This is a genomic window from Actinoplanes sp. NPDC051346, assembly GCF_040682215.1.
GTDB lineage: Bacteria > Actinomycetota > Actinomycetes > Mycobacteriales > Micromonosporaceae > Actinoplanes.
The window spans coordinates 37,905-62,591 of record NZ_JBFBAJ010000021.1; the positions used below are offsets into that span (position 1 = coordinate 37,905).

Here is a 24,687-nt window from a genome sequence, read left to right on the forward strand (position 1 = left end):
TGACGCCGTTGTTGTTGTTCGTGCGTTGCTTGCCGTCGCCGGTGGGTTCGGGGTGACGGAAGGCGCGTAGCGCCGCGCCGAGCGTGGTGATGGTGGCCGCGTAGTCGGCGGCAGCCGTGTCGGTGAGGGTGCAGGGCGAGTAGCCGAGCTTGTCGTCCTTTTCGGCGGTGAGGCCGAGTTCGGCGGCGAGGGTGGCGAACTTCTTGTTGTGCCACCGTCCTTGGCGGGAGGTGTCTTGGATGTTGCGGGTGTCGGCGAGGCCGTGGGTGGCCTCGTGCAGCAAGGTGGTGAACACCTCGGCGGCGGGGCGTTTGAGTCCTTCGCCGGAGACGAGGACTTCGGGCAGTTGGGTGTCGCCGGATTGCCAGCGCAGCGAGGCGAAGTGGCCCCACTTCAGCGATTGGCTGCCTTTGGCGGGCGAGCCGGAGCCGACGATCAGGACGGCGTCGGGGACTTCGGGATGCCGGGTACGGATCGCCGCCCAGGCGTCTTCGAGGGCGGACAGCAGGCCGGCGGTGGAGAACGGTTGACACGTACGTGTCAGGTCAGCGGTGAGGGTCATCGGGTACCTCGCGGGGCGCGTCCGGTCAGGGCGATGAGCTCGATGCCGTCCGGCACCGGCGTGGTGTCGGGGAGATCGGTGTCGGGTGTGCGGCAGTAGCCGAAGCCCAGGTCGGCGGGCTCGGGGGTGAGGATGTGGTGGCAGCGGTCGCAGCGCTGCTCGTGCCGGGTCACGGTGGGCGCGGTCATCGCGCACACAGCCAGGCCAGGAAGCCCTCACGGGTCGGGTGCTCTTCGCGCCAGGCGCAGATGTCGTCGTAGGTTTCGATGTCGTCTTCGCTGGCGTGCTGCCAGGCGTACTCGTCGGCGGCGGCGCGCAGGGTGGCGATGACGTGCTCGGCGGTTTGGCCTTCGGCGTCGTTCCAGCCGAACGGGTCGGGGCGGTCGCTGGTGAACTCGTCGGTCCAGTCGTCGTTCAGCGGTTCCGTGGTCTGGTTGAGGTAGCCGATCAGGTAGTCCGCGGCGAGCTGGTAGTCCCGGAACTGCGGGTGGCGGATGTTCTCGCTCGGGATGAGGGCGCATTCGCCGTAGGCGGCCATGCCGAGGGCGCCGTCGGCGCAGGCCGACGGGAACGGGTTGGCGAGGTCCGGGCCGTAGTAGGCCTTTTGGATCCAGCCGTGGGTTTCGAGGTAGTCGGCGGCTCCGCGCAGGATGTCAGCCGGGGTGACAGCGGCAGGGCTGTCGGTGTCGGCGGCGGTGCCGGTCGGGTTTTGGGTACGGTTCATGGCGCCACGTCCTTTCGTGGGCGGTGGTGGCCGACGAGCCGAGTTCGCTTTCCTAGGGCTGGTCTCGGTTCGTCGGCTGTTCCTATGGGGTCGTGCAGGTGATGCCTCTCTTGTCAGGCGGCCGCGCGCAGTTCTGTGGCGGCGGTCGTCTTGGCGGTGCGGCGGGTCCAGGCGGCGTAGTCGGCGACGCGGATGATGTCGTCGTTGCTCATGTACGCGGCCTTGATCAGGGTGGGGATGCCGCCTTCGGCGATGAGGTAGCCGCAGCCCTGGTTGTTCGGGTCGACGGTGTTGGACGAGTAGCCGCGTGAGGCCCAGCCGTGGCCCAGCACGATGTCGCTAGAGACGTCGGTGGTGCAGCGGCCGGCGAAGCGCCAGGCGAACAGGTCCCGCAGCGAGGTCGGGATGATGTCGGAGCTGGGGCGTTGGGTGGCGGCGGCGACGATGATGCCGACCGCTCGTCCTCGGGCGACCAGGTCACGCAGTAGGGCGGAGAACTGTTCCTGGGTCTTCTTGTCGCCGGCGGTGGCGGAGAAGAACGCGATCTCGTCGATGGCGATGAGGATGGCGCCGAACACGTCGGCGGGCAGCATCTTCTGCCGGCGCACGGACTTGAGGAACGTGTACCGGTTGTCCATCACGGTTTGCAGCCGCTGGAGGGTGAGGATGGCCAGGTCGAGGTCGGGGCCGACGAACACGTCGGCGCAGTCTTCCCATAGGCCGAGTTCGACCTGTTTGCCGTCCAGTAGGCACAGGCTGACGTCGCCGCAGAGCGCGGCGCTGCCGACGATGGTGTTGAGCAGGCTGGACTTTCCGGCGCCGGGTTCACCGCCGATGAGGATGTTGCGGTAGATCAGCGACAGGTAGGCGGGGTGGCCGTACTCGTCGATGCCGAGAAACGTCGGGTCGAAGACGGACATGCCCGTGCCGACCGGGATGGTGGATGCGGCACGCAGGCTGGTCGAATCGGTGGTGGCGACGGTGTTCATCGGTGCTCCTCGGGCGAATAGGCGAAACCGATCGAAGGGATGGACTGAGTCGACTGCTCAGCGCCGACCATCGCGGTGCGCGCCGTCCTGGTGAGGTCGGCGCCGATGAGGGCGGCGACGATGTCGACGTCGGTGCGGTCGTAGTGGGTGCGCACGCCGGACAGCGACAGGCCGGAAGCGTCGGCGAGGTCGGCCAGGCGGTAGGGGCAGGGTCGGACGTGCTCACGGGCGTAAGCCAGCAGGAGGCGGATTCGCTCGGCGGCGCGGTCGCGGTCGCGGCGGGCGTCGGCGAGGTGGTCAAGCAGCAAGGCGGGGTCGTTGTGGACAGCGAACAGAGACCGCGTAGGCGAAGTGATGGTCATCAGTGGCTCCGATCGGAAGGTGTCCGGCGCGGCACTGGTGACCTGGGGTCGGGGTCACGCCGGAGCTCACGGCTGGGGGTGGTTGACACGTATGTGTCAGCGGGCGGGTTAGGCGTAGTCGGACGGGTCGACGTCGGTGAACAGCGGCTTCGGGGTGCTCGGGTTCCGCGGGTTGCGGGGCCGGTGTCCGGTGTTGTCGTCGCTGGCGCGGGCGTTGCGCGGGGGTGGGACGTCGGCGAGGTTCACGCCGGCCGGCGGGACCATCGCGGATGCCGATGTGGTGGCCGGCATGGTGGCCGGGACACGGTCCGGCAGCCGGGACTTGACGGTGTGGACCAGGGGTTCGCGACGGGTGATGTCGATCCGGATGAACGCCGCGTACTTGCGGGAAGCGGGGCTGACGCGGGCGTCTTTCGCCCAGCAGGCGACCGCGAGTTTCGCTACCTGGCCGGGCTGTTCCAGGTCGTGGAGGGACAGGCCGGGGCGCAACCACAGCCAGACCCGTTCGCCGGCCGGGGTGGGTCGGGCGAGCAGGATGAACGGCAGCGTGCCGTGGCGGTTGTGGGCGACGAACGCGGCGAAGCACATTCGTAGCCGGTGCCTGACGGTGAGGCACCAGAAGCCGGACTTGATGGCCCGGCGGGTCGGACCGTAGGCGGATGGGCCGCCGACGATGACGGCGAGGATGAGCAGGGATGCCCAGATCGCGGTGGCGGACATTAGCCACGTCCAGCCGTAGACCAGGAAGAGGCCGAGCAGGATTTCGGGCAGCCAGTGCCAGATCATCCGCAGCACCGGCCAGATGATGATCAGCACAGCCACGGCGACGCCGGACACGGCGCCGAGCAGGATGCCGAGCAGGCCGCCCAGGATCGGGTGCATGGAGTGGGCGGCGACGGTGCCGGCCAGTACGCCGACGATGACGGCGGTGATCCAGAACGCGATGATGGCCTTGCGGCGCTGGTGGTAGCGGGTCGGGGCCTCGATGACCGTGACGGCCTGCCCCCGAGTGTGTGAGCCGAACAGGCGCCGGCCGTTAGACTTGGACACGACGATTCCTCCCTACAACAAGGGCTGGATGAGTTCGCACAGGTGCGGGGCCGCACTCGGACGCCAATCTTTGGCGGCCCCGCGTCCTGAAGTAGTGGGCTCTAGGAGCCAGACAGGTTCAGGGGATCAAGCGGCCTTGAACGCCGGAGCGGTCACCACTTCCAGGCCCGAGGCCTTGAACGCGACACCGTTGCGGGCTTTGCCGTTCTGCTCCGACACCCACGGCAACGCCTCCAGGTCATGCGGGACAACCTGGTCGCCGTCCTCCGCAGCCGGCTTCTCCGCCGACACGATCGTGACGTTGAGCTGACCGGACCACTTACGGCCGATCGCGCGACCACGGCCGAACATCGGTGCCGTCCACATCGGCAGACCGGTCTCCCGGTCCCGCTTCTGCACACCATCCGGGTCGAGCTTCGGCATGATCTCGTCCGCCATCTCAAAGATGACGTTGGTGGTGTCCAGCATCAGACGAGGCTGAGTGCTGATACGAGGCTGATTCATCACTGACTCCTCTTGTTCGTGACGGCGCGGGTCTCAGCGCCCGGGTCGCAGGGCGGTCGCCCCAGAATCACAGTACAAACTAGGTTTGTACTTGGCAAGCTCCGTACGTCGATGACATTGAGTACGATCGCTTGCACAACCCCAGGTTGCCGCCGAACGACTCCTCAGGGGAGGGCGCACTTGGGGGCGCACTCGTGCACACGCAGTTGCAGTGACGGGAGGTGCCGCGTTGCCACAGCGCAACGAGCAGCTAGCCCAGGTCCTCAGAGAGGCCGCGATGTCCCACAAGGCGTTTGCGCGGGCGGTGCGTGAGGCGTCCGCCCGCCATGGACAACCGCTCAAATGCGGCCACACCTCGGTGAGTCGCTGGCTGAGCGGCATGCGTCCGCGCGGTCTAGTCCCGATGTACATCGCCGAAGCGTTGAGCGTCCGCCTGTCACGAAGCGTCACACTGGCAGAGATCGGTTTCCCCTCTGCGGAAGTGTTACCCGACGACTTTGGGACGACCTACGAAGACTCCGTTGACGTCACCACAGAGACCCTGGCTCAACTTTGGCGCGCGGATGTGGCGGACGATCCGCAGATTCTCCGCGCGCCCGCACACGGGACTGCGGGCATCGCAGCGGCACTGTCTTGGCTTGTCCGAGGTCAATCCGCTAGTCCGCGAGCAACGACGGCGGGACGACGGGTAGGACTGCCTGACATCGAGGCGTTCCGAGCTACCGTCAGCGCCTTTTCGAACCTCGACAACGCCTACGGAGGCGGCCAGGCGCGAAAGGCACTGGTCCAGTTCCTCGGCGCTGAAGGCACGGCGCTGCTCAGAGGCGCCTACTCCGAACCGGTCGGGCGCCAGCTCCACGCGGCAGTCTCCGAGGCCACGCTTCTAGCCGCTTGGACTGCCTATGACGCAGGAGTTCATGGCGTTGCCCAGCGCTACTTCATCCAGGCTCTCCGCCTTGCTCAGGGAGCCGGTGATGCCTTGCTCGCTGGCAGCGTGCTCGACGCGATGAGCCACCAAGCGACCTTCCTGCGACGGCACCGAGAGGCGGTCGACCTCGCACGCGCAGCGCGGACGGGCACCCAAGGCAAGGCGACAGCCACTTTGAACGCCCACTTCTACGCTATGGAGGCTCGCGCCCTGGCATGCGGAGGCGATGCGAAAGGCAGCCTATCCGCACTTTCCGAAGCGTCTCGGCTGTTCGAGCAGCGACGACCGGAGGACGACCCGGCTTGGATCGGGTACTTCGACGTGGCCGAGCTGAACGCGGAGTTCAGCCACTGCCTGCGGGACCTCGGCCGTCACCGAGAGGCCGCGATGTACGCGAGCGAATCGCTGACAGCCGCCGGAACGTCGACGCGAAGTGACTTCTTCGTATCGATGGTCCTCGCGGCTGGGCATGCGGGCCAAGGCGACCCGGAATCGGCCTTCCGCGCGGCGGGCGAAGCATTGACTGCCGGGCTGTCGTTGAAGTCCGCCCGGTGTCTGGATTACCTGCGCAACTTCCGATCCCTCATCGTCCCGTTCGAGAACTGCACGGCGGCAAAGGAGTTCATCGAGTCCTTCGCCGAAAACGAGATGTGGGTTTCGTCAGCCCAGGGTTAGAGCGGCTTCCAGCTCCGACGACTGCCATCCGTACGCAGCGTTTCGATTCGCTTCGTGAACTCCTGCCGGGCCGAGTCGCTTGATGTCACGTTCTGCGAGAGCCAGGTAACCATCGAGAGTTCACGAGTGTCGGCCAGCACCTTGTAGCCGTCCCACCTCATGACGTCCACGCCGTACGTGTCGACAAATGCGCGGTACTCCCCGTCCGTGTGCCACCCGTAACGCTCGAAGAACATCGCGGTCAGCAGCAGGTCCCACTCTCGCGGTCCGTAAGCGAACCCGTCGAGGTCCGACAGCACAACGTCATCGGTCCAGGTCCGCAGGACGTTACCGACGCTGGCGTCCCCATGTACCACCCCGACGCCTAGCGGGAATTCCAGCCGTTCGTACGCCGTGGAGAGTTCGAGGACCCGCCGAAGCAGGAACTCCCGATCCGCCTCGTCCAGCGCTACCGCTGCACGGATCCGCGATTCGAGACGGTCGAACGGCTTCAGCTCGGGAAGCGTGATGTTCCTGGGTGCACTCAGTTCGTGGAGCGCCCGAAGAAGTTGGCCCAACTCAGAAGTCGTCCCGTACGCCTCGCGATCTGACACCGACTCCCAGAAAGTGACGACGTGCTCCCCGACCACAACGGGCTGAGCCACCTCAAGAGCGATGACAGCGGGGACCCCCGCACCGGCGAGCCACTTCGAGACCGCGATCTCATTCACGGCTACGGGCAGCAGGTCGAGCGAGCGTGAGACTCGCGCGACGATGGTCCGATTGTTGAGCCAGTAGACCGCTGCGGACCCGATGCGGATCAACTCAGCATTATCGAGGCAGAGATCAAGCCGGGAGGCGGCAGCGGCCAGGGAGACGTCAGCAGTGGTCTTGTCGAAGGACGGTGCCGCTGTTGCCAAGATCCGGACGCTCCTACTCCTCGTTGTCGTCGCTTTCCGTGTTCCTGGTCGGAGGCCGGCCACCAACGCCGGGACGGGGGCGTGAGGCATGCCATTCGATGATGGTGGAGGGCTTCCATCCATGAGTCCTGCCGAGCTTCGTGTCCGGTTCTGGCATCTGCCCGCGGTTGCGATAGCCGCTCACGGTCGCCACCTGCACACCGAGGTACGCAGCCACGTCGGAGGTCGTCCACCACTCCGCCGTCACATCAGCTGCACTCACAGAAGGAGCCTACCGTCAGCCCCCTTCCGTGCGGAAAGCCACACGTGCGCGCCTCTTGACCTGCATCTTCGCGCTAGAGTGACTGCTAGGTCACTGATAGATTCTTCGACATGTCTTCGCCTGGCTCTCGCTTGAGCCGATCAGAGGCACTACACCTTCAGGTGGCGCGCAGCATCCGCAACGACATCGAAACCGGCGTGTTGCGCGACGGGAATGTGCTCCCCTCGACACGTGATCTTGCCGAGCAGTGGGGGGTCAGCGTCTTCACCATCACCGAGGCGATGAAGCTGCTCGCTGACGAGGGCGTCGTCATCAGCAAACCTCGGTCGAAGCGAGTCGTTTCCGCGCCCGATCAGACACGGCGGTCGGAGATACGCACCCCTAAGCCACACGTCCTGCTGATCGGAGGCTATGCCGGCAGCGGCAAAACGGAACTGGGTCGCATGCTAGCCCGTCTGACCGGTTGGCCCTTCCTCGACATTGACACGCTGACACGTCCCGTAGTAGAAGCTGCGCTACAGACAATCGGCTTGCCGCCTAACGACCGCGAGTCCGACGGCTATCACACCCTAATTCGTCCTCGCGAATACGAGGCGCTATTCGCCGCATTGCTGGACAACGTCGGATGCGGCAATAGCGCCATCGTGACAGCGCAATTCTTGCGGGAGTTCGACAACGTGTCCTGGATCCGCCGCACCGAAGCCTCGCTCAAGAGCTTGGATGCCAAAACCACCTTCGTGTGGGTCCGCTGCGACGTCGAATTGATGCAGGGGAACATCCGCCGTCGCGGAGCAGTCAGAGACAGCGCGAAACTCGCGGACTGGCCTGCATACTCAGGCTCGATCGACGTCGACTTCCGGCCGCCTGTCCCTCACCAACTTGTGAACAACTGCACGTTGGGTGAGCCGCTACAGGACCAAGCCAGCAAGCTGCTCAAGGCGATCCTCATCGGCAACTAGCTACAACTAGGCAGCAGATCGCCGGTGCTGAACACCCTGATTTACCGACGAGAGCGCGCCCTGCAATTCCGTGTGTCGCGCCGAACGCACTGGAAGATCCTTTGCCTGCTCCGTATGCGGCTGGTTTTAGCAGACTGAAAGTCCTAGCTCTCTACATCAGACGAAAATCGCCTTTTCAATTTTAGACAATAAACATTCTCGGGCTCTAGCGCTAGACCGGCCGAGACCCACTTATTAGCGGCTGCGGCATCATGGTCATACATGCACAGCCATGCGAGTCGGGATAAATCCGTGGCATCAGCCTCATCGCTGCGTGCTTCCAACAGTGCCCGCAACCTCCTTACCGCTAAGTGCTTTTCATCAGCATCCAGACTGATTTCTTTTCTTGAGAGTAGCCCATTGAGTCGAGCGGCCGCTGTGCTCAGCTCATCGAGCGGCGAAGTAGCCAGCTCGGCAAGCTGAAGTCGAGCATGCATCTCCGCTAGTGAATCTGAGTTGGTGCGGTGTAAAGCGATTACTCGTCGCCATGCGTCTTGGTCATCTGGCCTGGACTCCAGGTATCGGTTGACAGAGTCGATCGCGTCGGAAACTGAACCCATATATTCTTTCTGGAGCTCGGCCAATGTCAACCATGCAGGTGGATACTCGGAAGCGATGTATTCAATAACCGCGATCTCTTGCGTAAGGTCATCACCCTTCTCTGCCCTTTCAGCTATGGCTCGGGCAAGTCGCTCCATTCGCCTCCCAAGGCCTTGACTGAGATCTGTACTCGTCATGGCGCCAAAGCCCTTGATGAGTTCAAGGTCTGCATCGACCGCAATCTTAAGCGGACTCGTCACCAGCTTCCTCTTGCCGAAGAGTGCTGCGGCAAGTGGAACCGACAAGAACTCGCCGCCATCGGTTTCGTCCGAGATATTTTCGACAAGCGACGACTGTTCCAGCTCCGCTAGGCCGCGCTCGAATTCCATTTTTTCGTTGGCCGGACGAAGAAGAACAGCCTCTAAGCCAATCCTTGGAACTAGCGAGCGCCAGCTGCAGAGAGTCAGAAAGATGCGCTGCGATACGGGCGCCAATGCCGCATACGACCTCTCAAATAGGGCATCGAGCATAGCATCCTTGGACGCAACAACTCTCTTCACGCTGATCTTCTTACCTGCGTTGGCAACCTCACCGAGCATTACTTTTGCGATGTAAGGATGTCCGCCGGACTCTTCGAAAAGGTCATCTCTGTAGGACTCGTCCAGCAGACTGCTTATGCCGAGTCGTATGGCGGTCTCACTGATGAGGTCTGCGAACTCCTCCCGCGCCATACCCCTAACCTCGATCGGGTAGTCTGCCTTGAAGTCGCGAGTTCGGGTAGTGATCAGAACTTTGTTTGGAAGTCGGACCGCATTACTCAGAAAGGCGTATAGCTCCGCTTGGCCACGGATTGTTTCGAAGTTGTCAACTACGAATACAAACGGACCATCCATGGAAGTGCCTGAGAGGCAGTCGGTAAGATACGACAGAGCCTCCTTGGACTTAAACTTTTCTCCTGGTCTCATCATGGCGCTGAAGTCCCGCGCGATATCTTCGACGCTAAGAACATCGGCTCTCACCACGCGCGGACCATCCGCCAACAGGTCAATATCCCTAGCACTGAACCAAACAATGGCAAAGATCGAGTCGATTCCGGACATCTGGTGCAAAACTTCGAGGGCTAGGGATGTCTTGCCGATGCCACCACGCCCTTGCAAAGTCACAACCGGATGCCGGTCGTCTGTGAGCCTTGCTTGCAACTCTGCCTCAAGAGCCGCTCGCTTGACGTACCCGTAGCGACGGGGCGGCATGTTCGAAAAGATGCTGCCGACGACATCGAGGTCTGGAGCAGCCGCCGTTTCGCTGGGCGGCAGCGCTTCAACCGGTAGGATGTGAGAAGATCCATCCCGGTCCTGCCTTTCATCTGTTATGTAAGAAAGACTTTCGAAGAGTTGGTTTCGGAAGTTGCCGTTTGGCAGAAAGAAGTCCGTTAGGTCAGGATCCGAAAACAATAGCGACGTCAGACGCGGGTCCCCGATAAAAACATAGGCTCCATCAGGGAGCGACTGATCGCGCTCCTTCTTCAAATATGCGAAAAATTCTTGATCTCCGCCGAAGCCGCTAACTCTGTACTTGCCCGACAAGTTCCTCTTCAGATAAGCCCAAGAACGCTGAAACGCAGGAGCGTTGGAGAGTAAAAGCGCCACGGATTTTTGCAACTCAACGCAAGCAGCTGAGAGGCGGTCAGCCTTCGTGGCGCCGTGACCGCGAGTCCGATTGCGAAGCCATACGAAGTTGCGGACCCACATCCGTAAATTCACACGTCGGCCGTTTACATCATCAGCCTTCGAGTCGATCTCCAAGCAAGCCCTCTGCAAACTATCGACCGTGGCGCGCTGCCAACCTGCGTCTTCCGGACCAAAATTGGCCGTCAGGGCACGTTGGGAGTCTTGTACCAGCCTAGTCAGATGCTGGCTTGCGGTGCCGGACACAGCCTCATCGAGCACATTGGCCCACTCGCCAATACCGTCTGCGCGAACGATTCGATACTCTAATGCATATCTATGATGCTCCCTGTCGTCAACCATGCCTGCAAGCAGTTCGATCACAAGGACTTTTACGAGCATCTCTCCGAGATACATGAGCTCGAAGAAGTATGTCCCGTCCGAGTCCTCGCGGGCAACGGCGAGGCGTTCCAACATTCTTTTGGCTGGCATGAAGGCAGTCGGCACGGCCTCAAGATCGACGTCAGACATAAGGATCCCTCACATTTGCTTGGCGTCGGAACAAGGAGACGCAACCAATCAATCTGACGCCTAGGGCAGCGTAATATTATCCAGAGGGCACGGCAAAGTGGAACGGTGGTTTGGTGCACCGGTAGTGACAGGGCTAGTCACGCGGCCTGACTTACCGATGGGGTTATGGTGGTTTCGAACTCGAAAGCTGCGGATGCGCACTCAGCTCGGCTGGCGGCCTCCTGCAGCGTGTGCTGCTGATGCTCCCGATCTCCCCCGTCAGCGTCGCGTGCACTGATTTGCCGCCGATAAGGCGCGTTCCACCGTCGCACATCACGTGGCGACGACTGTCGCTCTTAAGCCGAACGGTGGACACCGGCAGAGTGCCAGGCAGAGTGCCAGGCTGCCGGGCTTTTGTGAGGAGTTTCTGTACGGGTTTAAACGGCCCGCTTCGCAGGCCGGTCGCGCCGCCCAGCAGGGCCGGGCCGGAGGCCCGCCGCCGACGCCTTAGGACTGCGTCCACGGCGTCGTCGGTTCCAGCCCTGCGGCAGGCGCGAAACATGAAGAAGCCCCGGGCCGCCGAGATAGCCGGCAGATCCGGGGCTTACGGCTTGCGGACGCCTCCGGCGGGGCGCTCAGGCGCTCCGGGATGGGGGTGCCATCCCGTCACCCTTCGTCCAGGCGAAGCCGAGCACACAGGGCCTGCCTGGTCCAGGTCGTTCAGACGTAGGGTGCTCCACCTGGACCAGGCAGGCCCTGTGTGCTCCACGGTGTGTGGACGAAGGCCGACGGGATGGCGGGAGAGGATGAGATGTCGAACGAAGTCAGATGGTTAACCCACACGCTTGGGTTTATTTTTCCGTAGCGATCGCCGGAGGGGCCTAGGGAAGATGGCAGCGCGCCCGACATCGTCTCGAACAACCTTGATCGAGACGGTTCCATGGACCGTAGTAACGTCGATGTGCGCCAATTCACCGAGATCTCGCCCAAAGTCTTCGCCAAACAGCATTCGCCACGTGGCCGAGTCATGTGCGCGAAGGCGGTGGGGGAGTGCCGGTCCGTCATCCTGGTCGAATCGATTCGCGCACGGCGTCAGCGAGGCTTGACCCGGAACCTCTATATTGGTCCAGACGGTTAGGTCCGTGAGCGTTATTTCAGCCCTTCGTCTGTTCTTCGCCGTTACCAAAAGTACTGCGCCTTCACCCCCCCTTACCACCTCCACGGGGAGTAGGTGAGCTTCGACTTCGGCTCTGGCGCCACCGCTGCGCCAGGCGAGGATCGCAACGATTAGCGACGCAGTCGAGACCAGGGCTGCGTATGTCGCGATGATGGATGTCACCATGCCAGCATCGTGACACGCTGCTGGCGTAGCGCTTCGAGGGTAGCCGAACAAGGCATGCCGGCCACTCGCAGAGAGCGGAGGTACCGCAGCCGAGTACAGCAACTGACCAGACCAGATGAATCCGCAAGGGAGCATCAGCAGCCGATCAGCCTCGTTGAACACTCGAAGATGCCGCATTGCGTTGCGCTGGGGGTCAAGGGGTCGCAGGTTCAAATCCTGTCAGCCCGACTTTCTGGAACGTCTTCGCAGGTCAGAAGCCTGCGGAGACGTTCTTTTTATTGCTCTTGATCGATGCTTTAGGGGTTTGGTGCCCTTTGCTCACCAAGATCGTAAGCCTGTGAAGTTCTGGAGTTGGACCTGTTTTCCCAGCTCAACACGGCTCTAATGCGGGCGTGGGGCTGGTTCGCAGACTCCTTGACTCGGCTGCTCCTGAGGGAGACGGGCGTTATTTCCGCAGGTCAGAGGGCATGCGTCAGGTCGGTTCGGTGCCATGGTGCGAGCACGCCGCTCGTTGGAACCCTCGACGCGGCTGGGGGTTCTGGCCATGACCTTGCTCGATCTCGACAGACTATGCACGGATTTGGGAACCGGCGATTGGGCCGGATTCTTGCGGGACTGGGACCGCAGTCTTCGGGCCGCGAACCATCCGGAGACAACCCGGTACAACTACCTCTTGGCGGTCGCTCAGCTTGCCAGATTCCTGGTCTACGATTCGCCGGATCCTCGTACCGCGGAAGCGTCGAAGAGCCCGACCCTTGTGACGAAGGCTCATGTTGAGCTATTCCAGGTCTGGATGATCGAAACCCGCTCTGCGTCGACTGCGCTGAACAAGCACAAAGGACTTCAGCGGTTCTTCCGATACCTGGTGGAGGAAGGCGAACTCGGCGTATCGCCGATGGGGCGGGTGAGGCAGCCGAAGACTCCCCAGAAGCTCGTTCCGATCATGGGCGACGACGACACGAAGAAGCTGCTCGACAGCACCAAGGGCAAGACCTTCGCGGCGCTGCAAGGCGATCCCACAATCTCCGTTCGCTTCCCGTGGCGGCCGTACGCCGTCTGAACGGCGCTCTGCAGTGACGATACCCCCTGCCTTGGACAGCGGCTCGTGCCGTCATCAATGCCGTCAACATCGAAGAAATCACCGCCGACTACCGAAAGGCACGGCACCGACGCACTGTCATGCCGCGAGTCGCGTGCCACGGGCGCTACCGCCCACCTGGCACGGGCCGGCTGCCGGAAAATCGGAGCCTTAGCGGCTGGAAGTCTGAGGCCGGGCGGCCGGATGCGCCTCTCTCAATACCGACTTGACCGCCCAGACGTCCGGCCTAGCCGCCATGCTTCTGCAAAAATGAGCCATGGAGAACTACGAAATCGCCGTCCTCCGGAACGCTTTCCTGCGACCCGGGATGGTGGGCCTCGATGGCTCGTTCAGGGAGTACGCTGCCTTCATCTCAGGCTTCTATATGGGACTCCGGAAGAATTTTTCGGAAGGTTTCAGTGAATGGATCGCCTACAGATCGGACGCGGGCGGGTGGAACCTCGTATGGCCCGTATTGGTACTGAGAGAGGCTGGCTTGAAGTCATGGAACGAGAACCAATGGCACGCCTTGGGGCGCGAGGATGATGCGCGCGCTGTTGCAACTCTGATCGTTCTTCTCCAGGAATTCCTCGACGTCGACCTCGGTCGCCGATAGTCCTGAAGGATTGCACTCTCATGCCGCCGATCGTGCGCGCCGGCTCCGCCGCAGCGTCACGCTCCGCGTCGCCGCCTCGGCGTGCTGAGCACCCGCTCGTGGCCGGGCCGCGGTCCTAGGGCAATGAAACAAGTAGCCGAAATGAGTAAGTTCGATCTGACCGCGCTTATCGACGATGAGCCTTGCTCGAAGAAGACGTAGGACCATCGCAGGGGCCTTGTCGCCGCTTCTCGTGAGCTTGAGCTGAACCTGGGCGCGTAGCTAAGGCGAATGCTTCATGCCCGGCGGGCACGAGTCGTCGAGCGGACGGCCCCTACCCGGTGTCGGACTCGCCGAGACCGAAGGAACCTTGTTGGCCGCCGTCGCCGTTCGGGTTAAGCCGATCCGGAGGCCGTGTTGCCCCGCAGGCGGGAAAATGCGTTGCCGGGTCGACCGTATGGGGGACCGGGCGCCGGTGATCAATTGGGTTCACCAGGACTCTTCTGGGACCATCGTCCTCGTTGGTCACCTTCCGGACGATCGGCCGAGTCGCTCGCATGGACCGTAAGAACTGTCACTGCCATACTGTTGACTCGATCTCGTCGAAATCGATCTCTTCTCAGAGGACGAGTGGGGTGGGCAATGGTCGGGCTCATACCGCGAAGCAATACGAGAGATATTCATGATGGGTCAGCCATCGCGCTGGTGGCATTCGAAATGGATCAAGGCGGGGTCGATCTTCCTCGGCGTGCTCGGCGCCTTCGCCAATATCATCCAGGTGATCACCGCCGGCAAACCGTCGATCATCGGTTTGTCCCTGCTCGGAATCATCGTTCTGCTGATGCTTTTCCGTCTCGTATACGTGGCGGGCGGGAAATCAGCCAACGGGAAGAATGCGATGCTCGCGGGTGAGCTGCGTGATACGCAGGCGGCAATCGATCAGACGTTCGGGCGGTCGTATCCATACGACGACAACCAGACGGTGGTCTTCCATGTCGGTGAGGCGCCGGATCAGGACCGGGTGGACGAGATCCACACGACCGAGACGGTTGTCGACCATGGGCCGGTGCTCTCGTGGTACGTCTTCGAGGCGTTTAGCCGTGGTCCCGCCCAGGTTCTCAACTGGACCATGATGGACCTCAACGTGACGAGGCGGCCGGACGGCCACAACCAGGCGCCGTCGGCGTACGTGATCAAGCTGCAGGGCACAGCGGTGCCGCGCGCGGTGATCGCCTTCGCGCCCCCGTGGGAGAAAGTCGCCTGGAATGCGACGTACCGGTCGCCGGGCTTCTGGGATCTACTGAGACGTGACGGTCAGTTGTTCCAATGGGCGCCGCCGCGGATCGACCTCGGCGGCGGACGATGGCGAACGCCGATCACGTCCGCGACTCTGATCTTTCGAGTGCCGACAGCGCTGGGCAGGCTTGAATACACCGGTCTTCCGCAAGGGGCGACGTGGCAGTCTGATGCCGCGAACGGCGGGCTGACAGTGGACTACAAGCTGGTGATAACCGATGTCGCCGCCACGTTGCAGCAGGCCGGCGATGCACAACGCCAGCTGGCCTGCCACTTACGCCTGGTGCGCGGAGGGGCGCCGTGAGCCGCGACACGAGGGCGGGGCGATGGCTGACGACGGGCCCGCTGCTCTGGATCATGCTGCTGGTTGTCAGTCTCATGTCGAACATCGCCGTGGCGCTCCCCCCGGTAGCCTTCGCCGTCGCGCTGGCGGGCACCACCGTGATCGGTCTGGTCGCGCTCGTATTGCATCTGCGGCGCATGCTGAGCCGGGTCGAACGCTCCACCGTTGACCTGGGCGTACAGAACGCGAGGGCGAAGGCGCTGGTCCAGGATCTGCTGATCTCCGAGGGGTCGGACCTGTCGAATGTCGCGTCCGGCTACACCGAGGATCTAACGCTCACCGTGCTGGTCGGCAGCGATCACGGTCGCGATCGCATCACCGAGCGGCGGGTGACCAGGCCGATCCAATCGATCGGACATCGCTCGCTCACGCTGGTGCACACCTACGCCGCGGGCGGCGAAGACGGCGCGCTCGCCGAGATCAGGCCACAGGTGGCGGTCGAAGCGGACGGTGTCAGCGGGGAATGGCTCCCGCTCGACGGTCCGGGGAGGGGAGTCGTGGTCTTCAGCCCGCCCCAGTTCGGCGGGGAATTTTGCTGGGAATTGGGTTACGACGTTCCCGACGGATTGTGGGATCCGCTCCGCCGGGTCGGCCTTGATGTCTTCCGGTATGACAATAGAACGGCACCTATTCGTCACTTCGAGGTTCAATTCGTGATCGATTCGCTCGCCCATGCGGTGTTTGTTCGGGAACGTAACAACAGAGGCGAGATAACGAGCACTCATCGGGATCATGACGGGCACTGGAACGTTTATTGGTCAGCCGGGGAGATTGCCGCTAGCGCGCTATTCGAGTGGGACCTGCGGGTGGCTTGGGGTGCTGGTCCGGCCGACAAGCCGTCGGCTGCGACAGGTATCGTGGGTTAGCTCTCAACCGCGCCGCGTTGGGGTATGTTGGAGTCGGGTGGAAGCACGGACATTCCACTGCGTGCGTAATAACGACATCAAGGGAAACAAAGACCATGGCTACTGATTCAGGGCGCGGCGGCGAAGGCGCCGGCAACTGACGACCGCGCGGAATGTAGTCATCCACCGATCGCTACATTCCGCGTTCTGCCAGTTGCAATGCGTTGAAGGCGCCTAGTGCTCCAGTAGTAACATCTGTTCTGAGCCATGGTGACGATGAGGCTCTGCCGGCGATGTGAAGCCGTCACGGTCGGTTGTCAGCTGCTGTCGGCGCCGGATCGGCTTTGGGCTAGCCGTGATCATGGAGCGTAGGCTGCTTGCCCGCCCTACTGCAAGACCCGCTATCCCGCGAGCTGCACCTGATCAGCGCCATCCCTGCCCTGTACTTCGATTCCGACACTGGACTCCTCCGCCCACAACTCGCGGCCTCCAAGCGGCCCTCGGTAGAAGTCGGCAAGCCGCTGCGGGTCGGGACAGTCCAGTGAGCCTGACCGGGTGGGATTCGGTCATAGCGGCACCCTACGGTTGTGCCGCTCATGTGCCGGTCCTCGGGCATCCGGATCTGCCGCCGTTAAGGCGCGGTGCCGACTTGCAGCCTTGGCGGTGCCCCAGGGTCGGTCATTCGCCGACATGGAAGCCATCCTCGGCTCCCGCATCACCGCCGACGGCGTACGCCGCTTCACTGCCGGCAAGCCTGAGACGACGACGAACCCGTTGCCGGCCACGAGGTTCCCACCAGCCGCGACCGACCGTCCTCGTCACCTAGCGAAGTGCTGCGAGTGCGCGATTCGAGCCCTAGCTAAACGGTGGCCGCGTATCGATTTCCATCCAGCGTTCGGGGTGTCCGACCGGCGCGAACCCGGCCTTCGCGTATACCTCGTGTGCGTCGAGCGTTGCCAAGACCACGCGCTTGATGCCATGGCGCGCGGCCCAGTCGACGGTCCAGTTGGCGATCATGGTGCCGAGGCCGCGGCTACGGTGGTCGGGGTCGACGTAGACATCACAGAGCCAGGCGAACGTCGCGCGATCGGACACGATGCGGGCCACCGCGACCTGTCGACTGTCGGGACCGTAGAGACCCACCGGGACCGAGTTGGCGAACGAGCGCTCGACGACCTCGCGAGTGCGGCCCTTGGCCCAGTAGGCATCGGTGCTGATCCAGTGCACGACGCGGTCCAGGTCGAGGTGAGCCGGGTCTTCGCTCAGTCGATAGTCGCTCACTCGTCCATTCTCGCCGCACGGGATCGATCAAGAATGTATCCAATCGCGGACCACTGGCTCTGGTTGATCAGTCGAAGTCGGGCATACACAAAGCTGCCGCCGGATGCGCGGGCTGTCAGGGTCCGTCGCGTCTGCACAAAGCCACAAGGTTTGGGGTGCCCGCTGCCGCCGAAGAGCCGATGCTCGCGCCGTCGGCGAGTGAATCCCGCACCAGGATGGCGCCTGCCACGTCAGCGAGCATGGATCGGCAAGACAGAGCCGTCGCTTTCGGTACGTTCCAGGGGCTCACCTGTTGGCGGCGCTCGCGCCGTGTAGCAACAAGATCAGGTGCGCTCATCTGCCGCCGATCGGGCGCGCCGGCTCCGCTGTAGCGTCACGCTCCGTGTCGCCGTCTCGGCGTGCCGGGCACACGCTCGTGTCGAAGAACGGATGCGGTGCATGGCATTCGAACAGCGCCTCGATCTGACGGTTGCGATGATGGGATCGTGAACGAGCGAGAGCGCCAGCGACAGCTTGAGCAGCTGCATCGCCGCCGGTCAGTGATCGGCCTGCCGATGGTCGCGCTGCGCCACCACGCATACCTGAGCCCGCCTCCCGCAGACCACTGCTGGCGGCGCCAGCCGCGGGCGGTCGGCATTGGCATTGATGATCAAGCAGTCGCGTTATGGGATCATCATGCCGCCAGCGCTCGCCTGCTGACCCACCATGGGGCAGGCGCTAACGACCATGCCGCGGTGATCCTGGGCGGTGCGCGCCCGGCTGACTTCATTCAGCCGCTCCCTGACGGCCACGTACTCCTGGTTGACGCCCGCACCCGGGGCACAGCCGAGAGCGCCGAGGTATGGGACGCCGCAGGCACCTGGGTGCGCAGCGGGCACTGCGGTGACGCTGTCCAGCATGTCCTGGCCACACCGAGCGGCGACTTCTGGATCGGCTACTTCGACGAAGCCGCAGCATCCGGTCGAGGCCTCGGCGGGCACGGCCTGGTGCGCTTCGGCCCCGACATGCAGCCTCGGTGGCGTTACCCCTTCAACACCGACCTGCCCTGCATCGACGACTGCGAGGCTCTGAACGTCCAGGAGGAAAGCGCCTATGCGTCGGTGTACTACGCCAATCACCTCATCAGCGTCCGCGGCTCGCACGGCGTTGACCACGGCAAGACACCACAAGGCGGAACCGCTGCACTGCTCGTGGACGGCGAGCATGCAGTACTGATCGGAGGCTACGGCGCCGACTACGACCTTGTCACGCCCATCACCATCGACGCTCAGGGCGTCCAGGTGGCCGGTGACCAGTCCCGCCTGGTCCTACCCGATGGCATGGAGGTACGAAACGCGCGCTGGACGTGCCGTGGCCCTGAGCTGCACGCCATCATCAATGGCTCGTGGTATCGCGCGAGCCTTAACGACTTCCACCCGCAGCCTGAACGGGCTCGGCACCACCGTCCGGATCTGCCGCAATCAGCTGACTGGGCGCGGCGGGTCAACCGGGCTCAGCAGCGAATCCTCGTGGCGCGGAGTGGGCCTGCCCCGTTTTGACGGACATCCGAGATCAGGGGACCTGGGGTCTCCGGAAGGATGTCCAGCATCATGGAGAGCATGGGTAAGAAGTGGCCTCGGCCTCGCCGGTCGTTCACGGCGGAGTTCAAGGCTGAGATCGTGGAGCTGTGTCGGCGTGGGGACCACACGGTTCGGCAGGTCAGCCAGGACTTCGATCTGACCGAGACCGCGGTTCGTGATTGGGTCAAGCAGGCCGACCTGGACGCGGGTGACCGCGTCGACGGACTGACCAGCGACGAGAAGGCCGAGCTCGCGCAACTACGCCGGGAGAACCGCCGGCTGCGTGAGGACGTCGACATTTTGAAACGGGCCACGGCTTTCTTCGCGAAGGAGACCCGGTGAACGCGTTCGCGTTCATCGAGGTGGAGCAAGCCGGCAAGCACAACGTCAAGCGTGCGTGTGAGCTACTCGAGGTCTCCAGGTCCGCCTACTACCAGCACGCCCGCGGCCACCAGTCGGTACGGGAACGCGTCGATGAGCAGCTGACCGGCCAGATCATCGCGGTTCACGAGGAATCGAGAGGCACCTACGGCGCTCCCCGGATCCACGCTGAGCTCGCGGGCGCCGGCCATCGGCACGGCCGTAAACGCATAGCCCGGCTGATGCGCGGTGCCGGTGTGCGCGGCAAAAGCCCTCGACGGTGGCGCACGACCACCGTCGCCGATCCGGCCGCCGCCAGCCGACGAGATCTGATCCGCCGGGACTTCACCACCGACCCGGCCCAGGTCGATACCCGCTGGTGCGGCGACATCACCTACATCAACACGTGGCAGGGCTGGCTGTATCTGGCCACCGTCATCGATCTGGCCTCACGCCGCGTGGTGGGCTGGGCCGTCGCTGACCACCTCAAGACCGACCTGGTCGACGAAGCCCTCCATGATGTGCTCACCCGCCGCCGTCCCACGGCCGGGCTGGTCTTTCATTCATGCCCGGGAGTCTCGGTAGCGTGTACTCATGGCCCAGCCGCCGGCATTAGATAAGGATCTGGTGAAGCTGCTTCACGATCGTGGTGGCGTGGAGACCGTGGTGATGCTCCAGGACGGTCGTCGCCTGGTCGTGTTCGACATCGCGTGGGGATACGACCTCGGGGACCAGTGGGCTCACGTGACGACGAATATCAGTCCCGGCCGCGAGGGCGCCGCCGTGAACCTGTTCTGGACCAACGAGGTGGTGTCGGTGATTGACGCCGGCACCGACCGAAAGATCTACACCGCTTCGTAGCTGCCGTTCGTCCAGCGGACCAGGCGTCGCCAGCAGATCAGAACGCAGGCGAGGCTGACAAGACCGTCGTGGATGTCGAGGCGGCGTTCCCAGCGCACCGCCGAGGCGGCGGAACTGGTGCAACAGCGCGAACGTCTGCTCGACGACGTAACGGAACCTACCCAAACCTTTGACGCCGGCTGTCTTGGGCTTGGGGATGATCGGTTCGGTGCCCCGATCGCGGCAGGCCTGCCGGAACGCCGCGCTGCTGTACGCCTTGTCCGCCAGCAGAGTCGCGAAGCGACGGCGAGGCCGACCTGGCCGGCCCGCGATCGGCGGGTAATAAACCCACCGACCGGCCCGGCGACCCGGACGAGCCCCACCATCACCGACGGTGGGCCCTCATGACCCCTTCGCTTGTAAGTCCTAGGCGGCTCGTCCGGCGTTGTCTGTACGTGGCTCTGACCTCGGGGGAGTCGTCCGTTGGTGCGTCGCTTCGACCGAGATCGTCCGGGCCGGTTGCTGTCACCGTTGCCGTCAACAGCTCCGCCCCGGCGACCACTTCCGTGTCGAGAAACGATCATGGCACGATGACCTTGGCGCAACTTGGAGCTGAGCTGCACGGACAGTCCACCGAACTCCGTCGCCGTCCGCCGGTGCACACCTAGGTTGTCACTCAGTGTGAAGAGCGACTGGGTGGCCGCCTGGCGCAACTGGATGCGCCGTGAACAGTCCACCATCGAACTGCGTCCCGGATTTCAGGGTACGCGGGTGCAAACCGCGGTGGACCCGGCAGTAACACCACCGCGCACGCCAGAGGAAATGTGTCCGGACCATCGAGGCCACCGCGCTGCGACCTGCGGCCTCTGCCGCGCCGAACGCATCGCAGCCGACATTCCTTGATCGACTCGGGCGGTCTTACCACCACCCAGCAGGATAGGCGCTCGCCCGAGCCCGGCGTCGGCCTGGTCGGCGGCGAGTGGTTACGCCAGGCGACGACCTCGAGCTTGACGACGGCGGAGGGCTGGTCGTCGTCGCGTCAGGACTGCTGGCTCGCCTGTCTATCGCTCGATGGCGTGAAGGTATGGAGGTTCATGGCAGTGGAGTGAAACGGAAGCTGGCGGCGTCCGCGGCTGACGAGGCGGTCGCCTCCAGTAGGCCGGTGTATCGGGGCGGGCCGTCGCGGCGGGCTGACAGGTAGCGGTTGCGGCCGATCGAGAACAGTGTGACCTCGCCCTCGGCGGCCGGGACGACCGTCAGCCATTCGTATGGTCCCTTGCTCGCCGCAGACAGCCGCAGCACCGCATCGCCCGGACGCCGCGGCCGCGTCGACATGAAGCGCTTGTGCGCGGCGAACCCCCTCAGCAGGAAGCTGTCCGGCTGTCGCGGGAGGCGGCACATCTGGAACTGTTCCCAGGTTCCGTAGGTGTCGGGACGCGTCCTGGCCCGCAACACTCCCGCGTCCAGCCCCTGGTAGCCGTCTTCGGCGGCCACCAGCAGACCTGTACGCACCTCGAGCAGCCCCACGGCTTCTCGCTCGCAGTGCAGCGGGTCAATCATCGTTGCGCTGCCGGGAACAGTGGCCAGCGTCAGCAGGCCGACAAGAACCGACGACAGCCAGCGTCGGCGAAACCTGCGGCTGCCATGACGTTCCGTCTCAGCCGCTTCGTGGCGGATGCTCTCGTCGACGAACCGGCGTTCCAGTGGGCTCAGCGCCGCCCGCCACGACGGCGACGTGGTCCACTGCCGGGTCTGTGCCAGCCGGTTGCCTCGGTAGAGAGTGCCCTGGTCGTACCCGAGTTCCTGCCAAACGACTGCGGAATCCGCGAGGTGCCGATGCGCGCGCAGCGTCGCGCGGTCTTCGTCCACCCACAGGCGCAACCGCGGCCACGCCCGGATCAGCGACTCGTGCGCCAGTTCAACGCTGCCGTGGTCGGTGGTGAGCAACCGCGCATCCACCAGCCGGCCGACCAGTTCCGCCGAGTTGACCTGCGAGAGCAGCACCCGCCGGCCCCGCACCCCAGCCAGGTCGTCGAGGTCGATCATCCGGAGCAGCAGCCGGCGAACCGCCGTGCGCTCCTGGTCGTCGAGGCCGCGGTAGACGCCCTCGGCGGTCGCCGCGACCGCGCCGTCCACCCCGCCCGCCGTCTGGTAACCGTCCAGCGTGATCGTGGTGCCGCGTCGCCGCCGCCACGCCTCGAGCAACGCGTGCGAGGCCAGCGGAAGCGCCCCGGGCCGGCCTGCCACCTCGGCCACGATCGCGGAGACCAGGGCGCCCTCGACCCGCATCCCGACGTGGTCGGCCGGTTTCACGACGGCCTCGCGCAACTCGGCCGGGCTCATCCCGCCCACCAGCAGCTGCCCGTCCTGCATCTCGGCGAGCAGGTCCGGGAACTCCACGAACCGCGGGTAGTGATCGGCGCGCACCGCGAGGACCACGCGTGTCTTGCTGTCCGCCCGGCACAGAGCCACCAGGGCGGCGATGAAGGCCGCCCGCTCGCAGTCCCGTACAGAAGCCGAGAAGACGTTCTCGAACTGGTCAACCACCAGCAGCAACTCGGCGGTCTCCGCGAGCAACGCCTGCCGCACCACCAGCTCGGCGTGTGACGAATCCTTGGTCAGGTCGTCGAGCAGCGCACCGGCCGGGATCCGGGCCAGGACGGCCAGCTGCAGCGAGAGGTCGGTCAGCGGACTTTCCCCGGGAACCATCAGCACCGCCGGCCCGGACGTTGCCGCTATCAGCCCGGCCCGCACCAGCGAGGACTTGCCGACGCCCGACGGCCCGAACACCACGACCAGCCGGCGCTGCGACACCCGTCGCACGAGGTCGCCGGCGAGTAGCCCCCGCCCGAAGAAGAGCGCGGCGTCGTCCTGCTGGAAGGGCGCCAGCCCCACGTACGGTGGGGTGCCGTCGACCGGCTCACCCGACTCGGGCTCAGCCGGCTCGGGACGGCCCGCCCTCGCGAGCACGCGCCAGCGATCCTCCCACTCCGTGACGTCACCACCGCACGCCCGGACATACGCCCGGGCCACCTGCAGTGTCGGCAGCTTACGCCCGGCCGCGGCCGCTGCGAGCGTCGCCGCGGAGAAGTTCGCCAGGACGGCCAACGACCGGTATGACGGACTCCCCGCCTTCTCCCGCAGCTTTCGCAGTCCGGCCGCGAACTCGACAAGCGGGTCACCGGTGTCACCTAACGCGCGCTCGGGCCGCGGCACATCCACCCCCGTGAGTTGAGCAGCAGTCGTCCGGTCCATTGTCCAAACTGGTCAGGAGGAATCAAGTCAACTTTGTCGGCCGCTAGTAGGGACGCATCCCGTTGTCCAGAGTTGTCTGCGGTCCTTGTCCAAAGCGCCCGGTCGGAAGCTAGACGACCTTTCGGCGTCTACAACGGATTCCGAGCAACGGATCGACCGCTCTCGGAAGGGACAATGATGCGACGAACTGTCAGGCGCGCCACTGCGGCGCTTGCCTTCACCGCACTCGCGCCGCGTGATGTCCGCGACGGGCAGTTGATCCACCACTCGGACAGGGGATCGAACTACACCAGCTTCCGGTTCTCGCAACGCTTGCAGGACAACGGAATCCGGCCGTCGATGGGGTCGGTTGGCGACACCTACGACAACGCGCTTATGGAGAGATTCTGGTCCACGCTGAAGATCGAACTGGTCTACCGCACGAGCTGGCGGACCCGCGACGAAGCCGAGAACGCAATCTTCGGATACATCGAAACGTGATACAACACCTGCGGCATCCAACGCGAGCTGGGCTACCTCAGCCCGGACGAATACGAGACCGCCTGGCACGCCCAGAACCAGCCAGATAACCTCACCCCCGCCCCGACCGGGAGCACTCTGTAGTATCAGGGTGACACTGCCAGCAGCCCGCTCCCTCTGGGAGCGGGCTGCTGAGTTCTACCCGGCGCTATTAGGTCACCCTCACCAGCGGGCTGCACCCGACCGTGTCTTCACAAACGTCGAAGGAGACGACCACGGTGGTGGGCACGTAGCCTACGGCGCTGCCACACCCGTCAGGGTCACGAACGCCGCCCGAAGAGCCGCTTGAAAGGTTGTAGGTCGCATAGACGCCGTGGCCGTCGCACTCATGATCACTGACGTAGACGCCGGCGTGATTGGCACCGACCCATGCCATGTCGAGGCCGTGCCAGGCAGAGACCTCGTGAGCGGCGGCGCTGGAGCTCCAGGTCACCAGGACAAGAACGGTCCCGGCCGCGACAGTCGCGATCCGCCGGTAGGCCCTGGGGAAGCTCTTTTGTTCTTCCCTGCTTCGTAGACGTGTTGCGTGATCCTGTCCACATACAACCCGGCGTTTGTTCTTCAGCATGTGAAGCCTCTCTGCCGATCGATGATCGACCTGGATGTGGTGCCGGAAGTCGGTCTTCGCCGACGTCTCGGCTTCGTCGAGACCCCTGTCTAGCGGCGTGAGAGTTGTCTAGCCACTGCTCAGGGTCATCGGACAACAA

General features: G+C 64.1%; 21 protein-coding genes and 1 pseudogene. 11 read left to right on the forward strand and 11 right to left on the reverse strand.

Annotation, left to right across the window (positions count from 1 at the left end):
• Positions 1-558 precede the first annotated feature (558 nt).
• The 6 genes from AB0M36_RS34715 to AB0M36_RS34740 all read right to left on the reverse strand — a co-directional run bounded on the left by AB0M36_RS34715 (position 559) and on the right by AB0M36_RS34740 (position 4,155).
• Positions 559-750, reverse strand: a complete 192-nt coding sequence (locus AB0M36_RS34715) for a hypothetical protein (RefSeq protein WP_364166474.1) — start codon at positions 748-750, stop codon at positions 559-561.
• The gene (locus tag AB0M36_RS34720; RefSeq protein WP_364166476.1) at positions 747-1,286 is read right to left on the reverse strand and encodes a hypothetical protein; all 540 of its coding nucleotides are present in this window, start codon (positions 1,284-1,286) and stop codon (positions 747-749) included. The genes AB0M36_RS34715 and AB0M36_RS34720 overlap by 4 nt, the downstream gene beginning before the upstream one ends.
• A gap of 113 nt (positions 1,287-1,399) precedes the next feature.
• Positions 1,400-2,275, reverse strand: coding sequence for an FtsK/SpoIIIE domain-containing protein (locus AB0M36_RS34725; protein ID WP_364166478.1), 876 nt, complete (start codon positions 2,273-2,275; stop codon positions 1,400-1,402).
• Positions 2,272-2,637, reverse strand: coding sequence for a hypothetical protein (locus tag AB0M36_RS34730; protein ID WP_364166480.1), 366 nt, complete (start codon positions 2,635-2,637; stop codon positions 2,272-2,274). The genes AB0M36_RS34725 and AB0M36_RS34730 overlap by 4 nt, the downstream gene beginning before the upstream one ends.
• Positions 2,638-2,745: 108 nt before the next feature.
• The gene (locus AB0M36_RS34735; RefSeq protein WP_364166482.1) at positions 2,746-3,687 is read right to left on the reverse strand and encodes a hypothetical protein; all 942 of its coding nucleotides are present in this window, start codon (positions 3,685-3,687) and stop codon (positions 2,746-2,748) included.
• A gap of 126 nt (positions 3,688-3,813) precedes the next feature.
• Positions 3,814-4,155, reverse strand: a complete 342-nt coding sequence (locus AB0M36_RS34740) for a hypothetical protein (RefSeq protein ID WP_364166484.1) — start codon at positions 4,153-4,155, stop codon at positions 3,814-3,816.
• Between the two features lie 313 nt (positions 4,156-4,468).
• On the opposite strand from AB0M36_RS34740, the gene AB0M36_RS34745 reads away from it, so the two are divergent.
• On the forward strand, positions 4,469-5,794 hold the full coding sequence (locus tag AB0M36_RS34745; protein ID WP_364166486.1) for an XRE family transcriptional regulator: 1,326 nt from the start codon (positions 4,469-4,471) through the stop codon (positions 5,792-5,794).
• On the opposite strand, the gene AB0M36_RS34750 is transcribed toward AB0M36_RS34745, so the two are convergent.
• Positions 5,791-6,693: an aminoglycoside phosphotransferase family protein gene (locus AB0M36_RS34750; protein ID WP_364166488.1), complete on the reverse strand. Its 903-nt coding sequence runs from the start codon at positions 6,691-6,693 to the stop codon at positions 5,791-5,793. The two genes, AB0M36_RS34745 and AB0M36_RS34750, sit on opposite strands and share 4 nt — an antisense overlap.
• Positions 6,694-7,116: 423 nt before the next feature.
• On the opposite strand from AB0M36_RS34750, the gene AB0M36_RS34755 reads away from it, so the two are divergent.
• Positions 7,117-7,914 carry a GntR family transcriptional regulator gene (locus AB0M36_RS34755; RefSeq protein WP_364166489.1) on the forward strand — a complete coding sequence of 266 codons (798 nt, stop codon included), beginning with the start codon at positions 7,117-7,119 and terminating at the stop codon, positions 7,912-7,914.
• Between the two features lie 143 nt (positions 7,915-8,057).
• On the opposite strand, the gene AB0M36_RS34760 is transcribed toward AB0M36_RS34755, so the two are convergent.
• On the reverse strand, positions 8,058-10,688 hold the full coding sequence (locus AB0M36_RS34760; RefSeq protein ID WP_364166491.1) for an NB-ARC domain-containing protein: 2,631 nt from the start codon (positions 10,686-10,688) through the stop codon (positions 8,058-8,060).
• A 1,865-nt stretch (positions 10,689-12,553) separates the two neighbouring features.
• Between AB0M36_RS34760 and AB0M36_RS34765 the strand changes: the two genes are divergently transcribed.
• The 4 genes from AB0M36_RS34765 to AB0M36_RS34780 all read left to right on the forward strand — a co-directional run bounded on the left by AB0M36_RS34765 (position 12,554) and on the right by AB0M36_RS34780 (position 16,187).
• Complete coding sequence (locus tag AB0M36_RS34765; RefSeq protein ID WP_364166493.1) at positions 12,554-13,069, forward strand: phage integrase N-terminal SAM-like domain-containing protein; 516 nt, start codon at positions 12,554-12,556, stop codon at positions 13,067-13,069.
• Between the two features lie 295 nt (positions 13,070-13,364).
• Positions 13,365-13,703, forward strand: a complete 339-nt coding sequence (locus tag AB0M36_RS34770; RefSeq protein WP_364166494.1) for a hypothetical protein — start codon at positions 13,365-13,367, stop codon at positions 13,701-13,703.
• Positions 13,704-14,364: 661 nt separating this feature from the next.
• The gene (locus AB0M36_RS34775) at positions 14,365-15,282 is read left to right on the forward strand and encodes a hypothetical protein (protein ID WP_364166496.1); all 918 of its coding nucleotides are present in this window, start codon (positions 14,365-14,367) and stop codon (positions 15,280-15,282) included.
• The gene (locus AB0M36_RS34780; protein ID WP_364166498.1) at positions 15,279-16,187 is read left to right on the forward strand and encodes a hypothetical protein; all 909 of its coding nucleotides are present in this window, start codon (positions 15,279-15,281) and stop codon (positions 16,185-16,187) included. Before AB0M36_RS34775 ends, AB0M36_RS34780 begins: the two co-directional genes overlap by 4 nt.
• Before the next feature lie 834 nt (positions 16,188-17,021).
• On the opposite strand, the gene AB0M36_RS34785 is transcribed toward AB0M36_RS34780, so the two are convergent.
• Positions 17,022-17,447 (reverse strand): GNAT family N-acetyltransferase, encoded by a 426-nt coding sequence (locus tag AB0M36_RS34785; RefSeq protein ID WP_364166500.1) that lies wholly within the window; start codon positions 17,445-17,447, stop codon positions 17,022-17,024.
• A gap of 485 nt (positions 17,448-17,932) precedes the next feature.
• Between AB0M36_RS34785 and AB0M36_RS34790 the strand changes: the two genes are divergently transcribed.
• The 4 genes and pseudogenes from AB0M36_RS34790 to AB0M36_RS34805 all read left to right on the forward strand — a co-directional run bounded on the left by AB0M36_RS34790 (position 17,933) and on the right by AB0M36_RS34805 (position 20,227).
• Positions 17,933-18,985, forward strand: a complete 1,053-nt coding sequence (locus tag AB0M36_RS34790) for a hypothetical protein (RefSeq protein WP_364166502.1) — start codon at positions 17,933-17,935, stop codon at positions 18,983-18,985.
• A gap of 60 nt (positions 18,986-19,045) precedes the next feature.
• Positions 19,046-19,327 (forward strand): annotated as a pseudogene (locus AB0M36_RS34795) (transposase); the annotation flags it as partial.
• A 17-nt stretch (positions 19,328-19,344) separates the two neighbouring features.
• The gene (locus AB0M36_RS34800; protein ID WP_364166504.1) at positions 19,345-19,986 is read left to right on the forward strand and encodes an IS3 family transposase; all 642 of its coding nucleotides are present in this window, start codon (positions 19,345-19,347) and stop codon (positions 19,984-19,986) included.
• The gene (locus AB0M36_RS34805) at positions 19,961-20,227 is read left to right on the forward strand and encodes a hypothetical protein (RefSeq protein WP_364166506.1); all 267 of its coding nucleotides are present in this window, start codon (positions 19,961-19,963) and stop codon (positions 20,225-20,227) included. Before AB0M36_RS34800 ends, AB0M36_RS34805 begins: the two co-directional genes overlap by 26 nt.
• A 1,071-nt stretch (positions 20,228-21,298) precedes the next feature.
• Here the strand turns inward: AB0M36_RS34805 and AB0M36_RS34810 are convergent.
• Positions 21,299-23,428, reverse strand: coding sequence for a hypothetical protein (locus tag AB0M36_RS34810; protein ID WP_364166508.1), 2,130 nt, complete (start codon positions 23,426-23,428; stop codon positions 21,299-21,301).
• Positions 23,429-23,635: 207 nt separating this feature from the next.
• Here AB0M36_RS34810 and AB0M36_RS34815 point away from each other — a divergent pair, with 207 nt between their 5' ends.
• Positions 23,636-23,941, forward strand: a complete 306-nt coding sequence (locus AB0M36_RS34815; protein WP_364166510.1) for an integrase core domain-containing protein — start codon at positions 23,636-23,638, stop codon at positions 23,939-23,941.
• A 190-nt stretch (positions 23,942-24,131) separates the two neighbouring features.
• On the opposite strand, the gene AB0M36_RS34820 is transcribed toward AB0M36_RS34815, so the two are convergent.
• Positions 24,132-24,548 (reverse strand): hypothetical protein, encoded by a 417-nt coding sequence (locus tag AB0M36_RS34820; RefSeq protein WP_364166512.1) that lies wholly within the window; start codon positions 24,546-24,548, stop codon positions 24,132-24,134.
• Between the last annotated feature and the right edge of the window lie 139 nt (positions 24,549-24,687).

Bases quoted from the DNA above. Each gene is read 5' to 3' on its own strand.
- AB0M36_RS34715 (WP_364166474.1), bottom strand. From the start codon at position 750: ATGACCGCGCCCACCGTGACCCGGCACGAGCAGCGCTGCGACCGCTGC.
- AB0M36_RS34720 (WP_364166476.1), bottom strand. From the start codon at position 1,286: ATGAACCGTACCCAAAACCCGACCGGCACCGCCGCCGACACCGACAGC.
- AB0M36_RS34725 (WP_364166478.1), bottom strand. From the start codon at position 2,275: ATGAACACCGTCGCCACCACCGATTCGACCAGCCTGCGTGCCGCATCC.
- AB0M36_RS34730 (WP_364166480.1), bottom strand. From the start codon at position 2,637: ATGACCATCACTTCGCCTACGCGGTCTCTGTTCGCTGTCCACAACGAC.
- AB0M36_RS34740 (WP_364166484.1), bottom strand. From the start codon at position 4,155: ATGCTGGACACCACCAACGTCATCTTTGAGATGGCGGACGAGATCATG.
- AB0M36_RS34745 (WP_364166486.1), top strand. From the start codon at position 4,469: ATGTCCCACAAGGCGTTTGCGCGGGCGGTGCGTGAGGCGTCCGCCCGC.
- AB0M36_RS34760 (WP_364166491.1), bottom strand. From the start codon at position 10,688: ATGTCTGACGTCGATCTTGAGGCCGTGCCGACTGCCTTCATGCCAGCC.
- AB0M36_RS34765 (WP_364166493.1), top strand. From the start codon at position 12,554: ATGACCTTGCTCGATCTCGACAGACTATGCACGGATTTGGGAACCGGC.
- AB0M36_RS34770 (WP_364166494.1), top strand. From the start codon at position 13,365: ATGGAGAACTACGAAATCGCCGTCCTCCGGAACGCTTTCCTGCGACCC.
- AB0M36_RS34775 (WP_364166496.1), top strand. From the start codon at position 14,365: ATGATGGGTCAGCCATCGCGCTGGTGGCATTCGAAATGGATCAAGGCG.
- AB0M36_RS34805 (WP_364166506.1), top strand. From the start codon at position 19,961: ATGGCCCAGCCGCCGGCATTAGATAAGGATCTGGTGAAGCTGCTTCAC.
- AB0M36_RS34815 (WP_364166510.1), top strand. From the start codon at position 23,636: ATGATGCGACGAACTGTCAGGCGCGCCACTGCGGCGCTTGCCTTCACC.
- AB0M36_RS34820 (WP_364166512.1), bottom strand. From the start codon at position 24,548: ATGCTGAAGAACAAACGCCGGGTTGTATGTGGACAGGATCACGCAACA.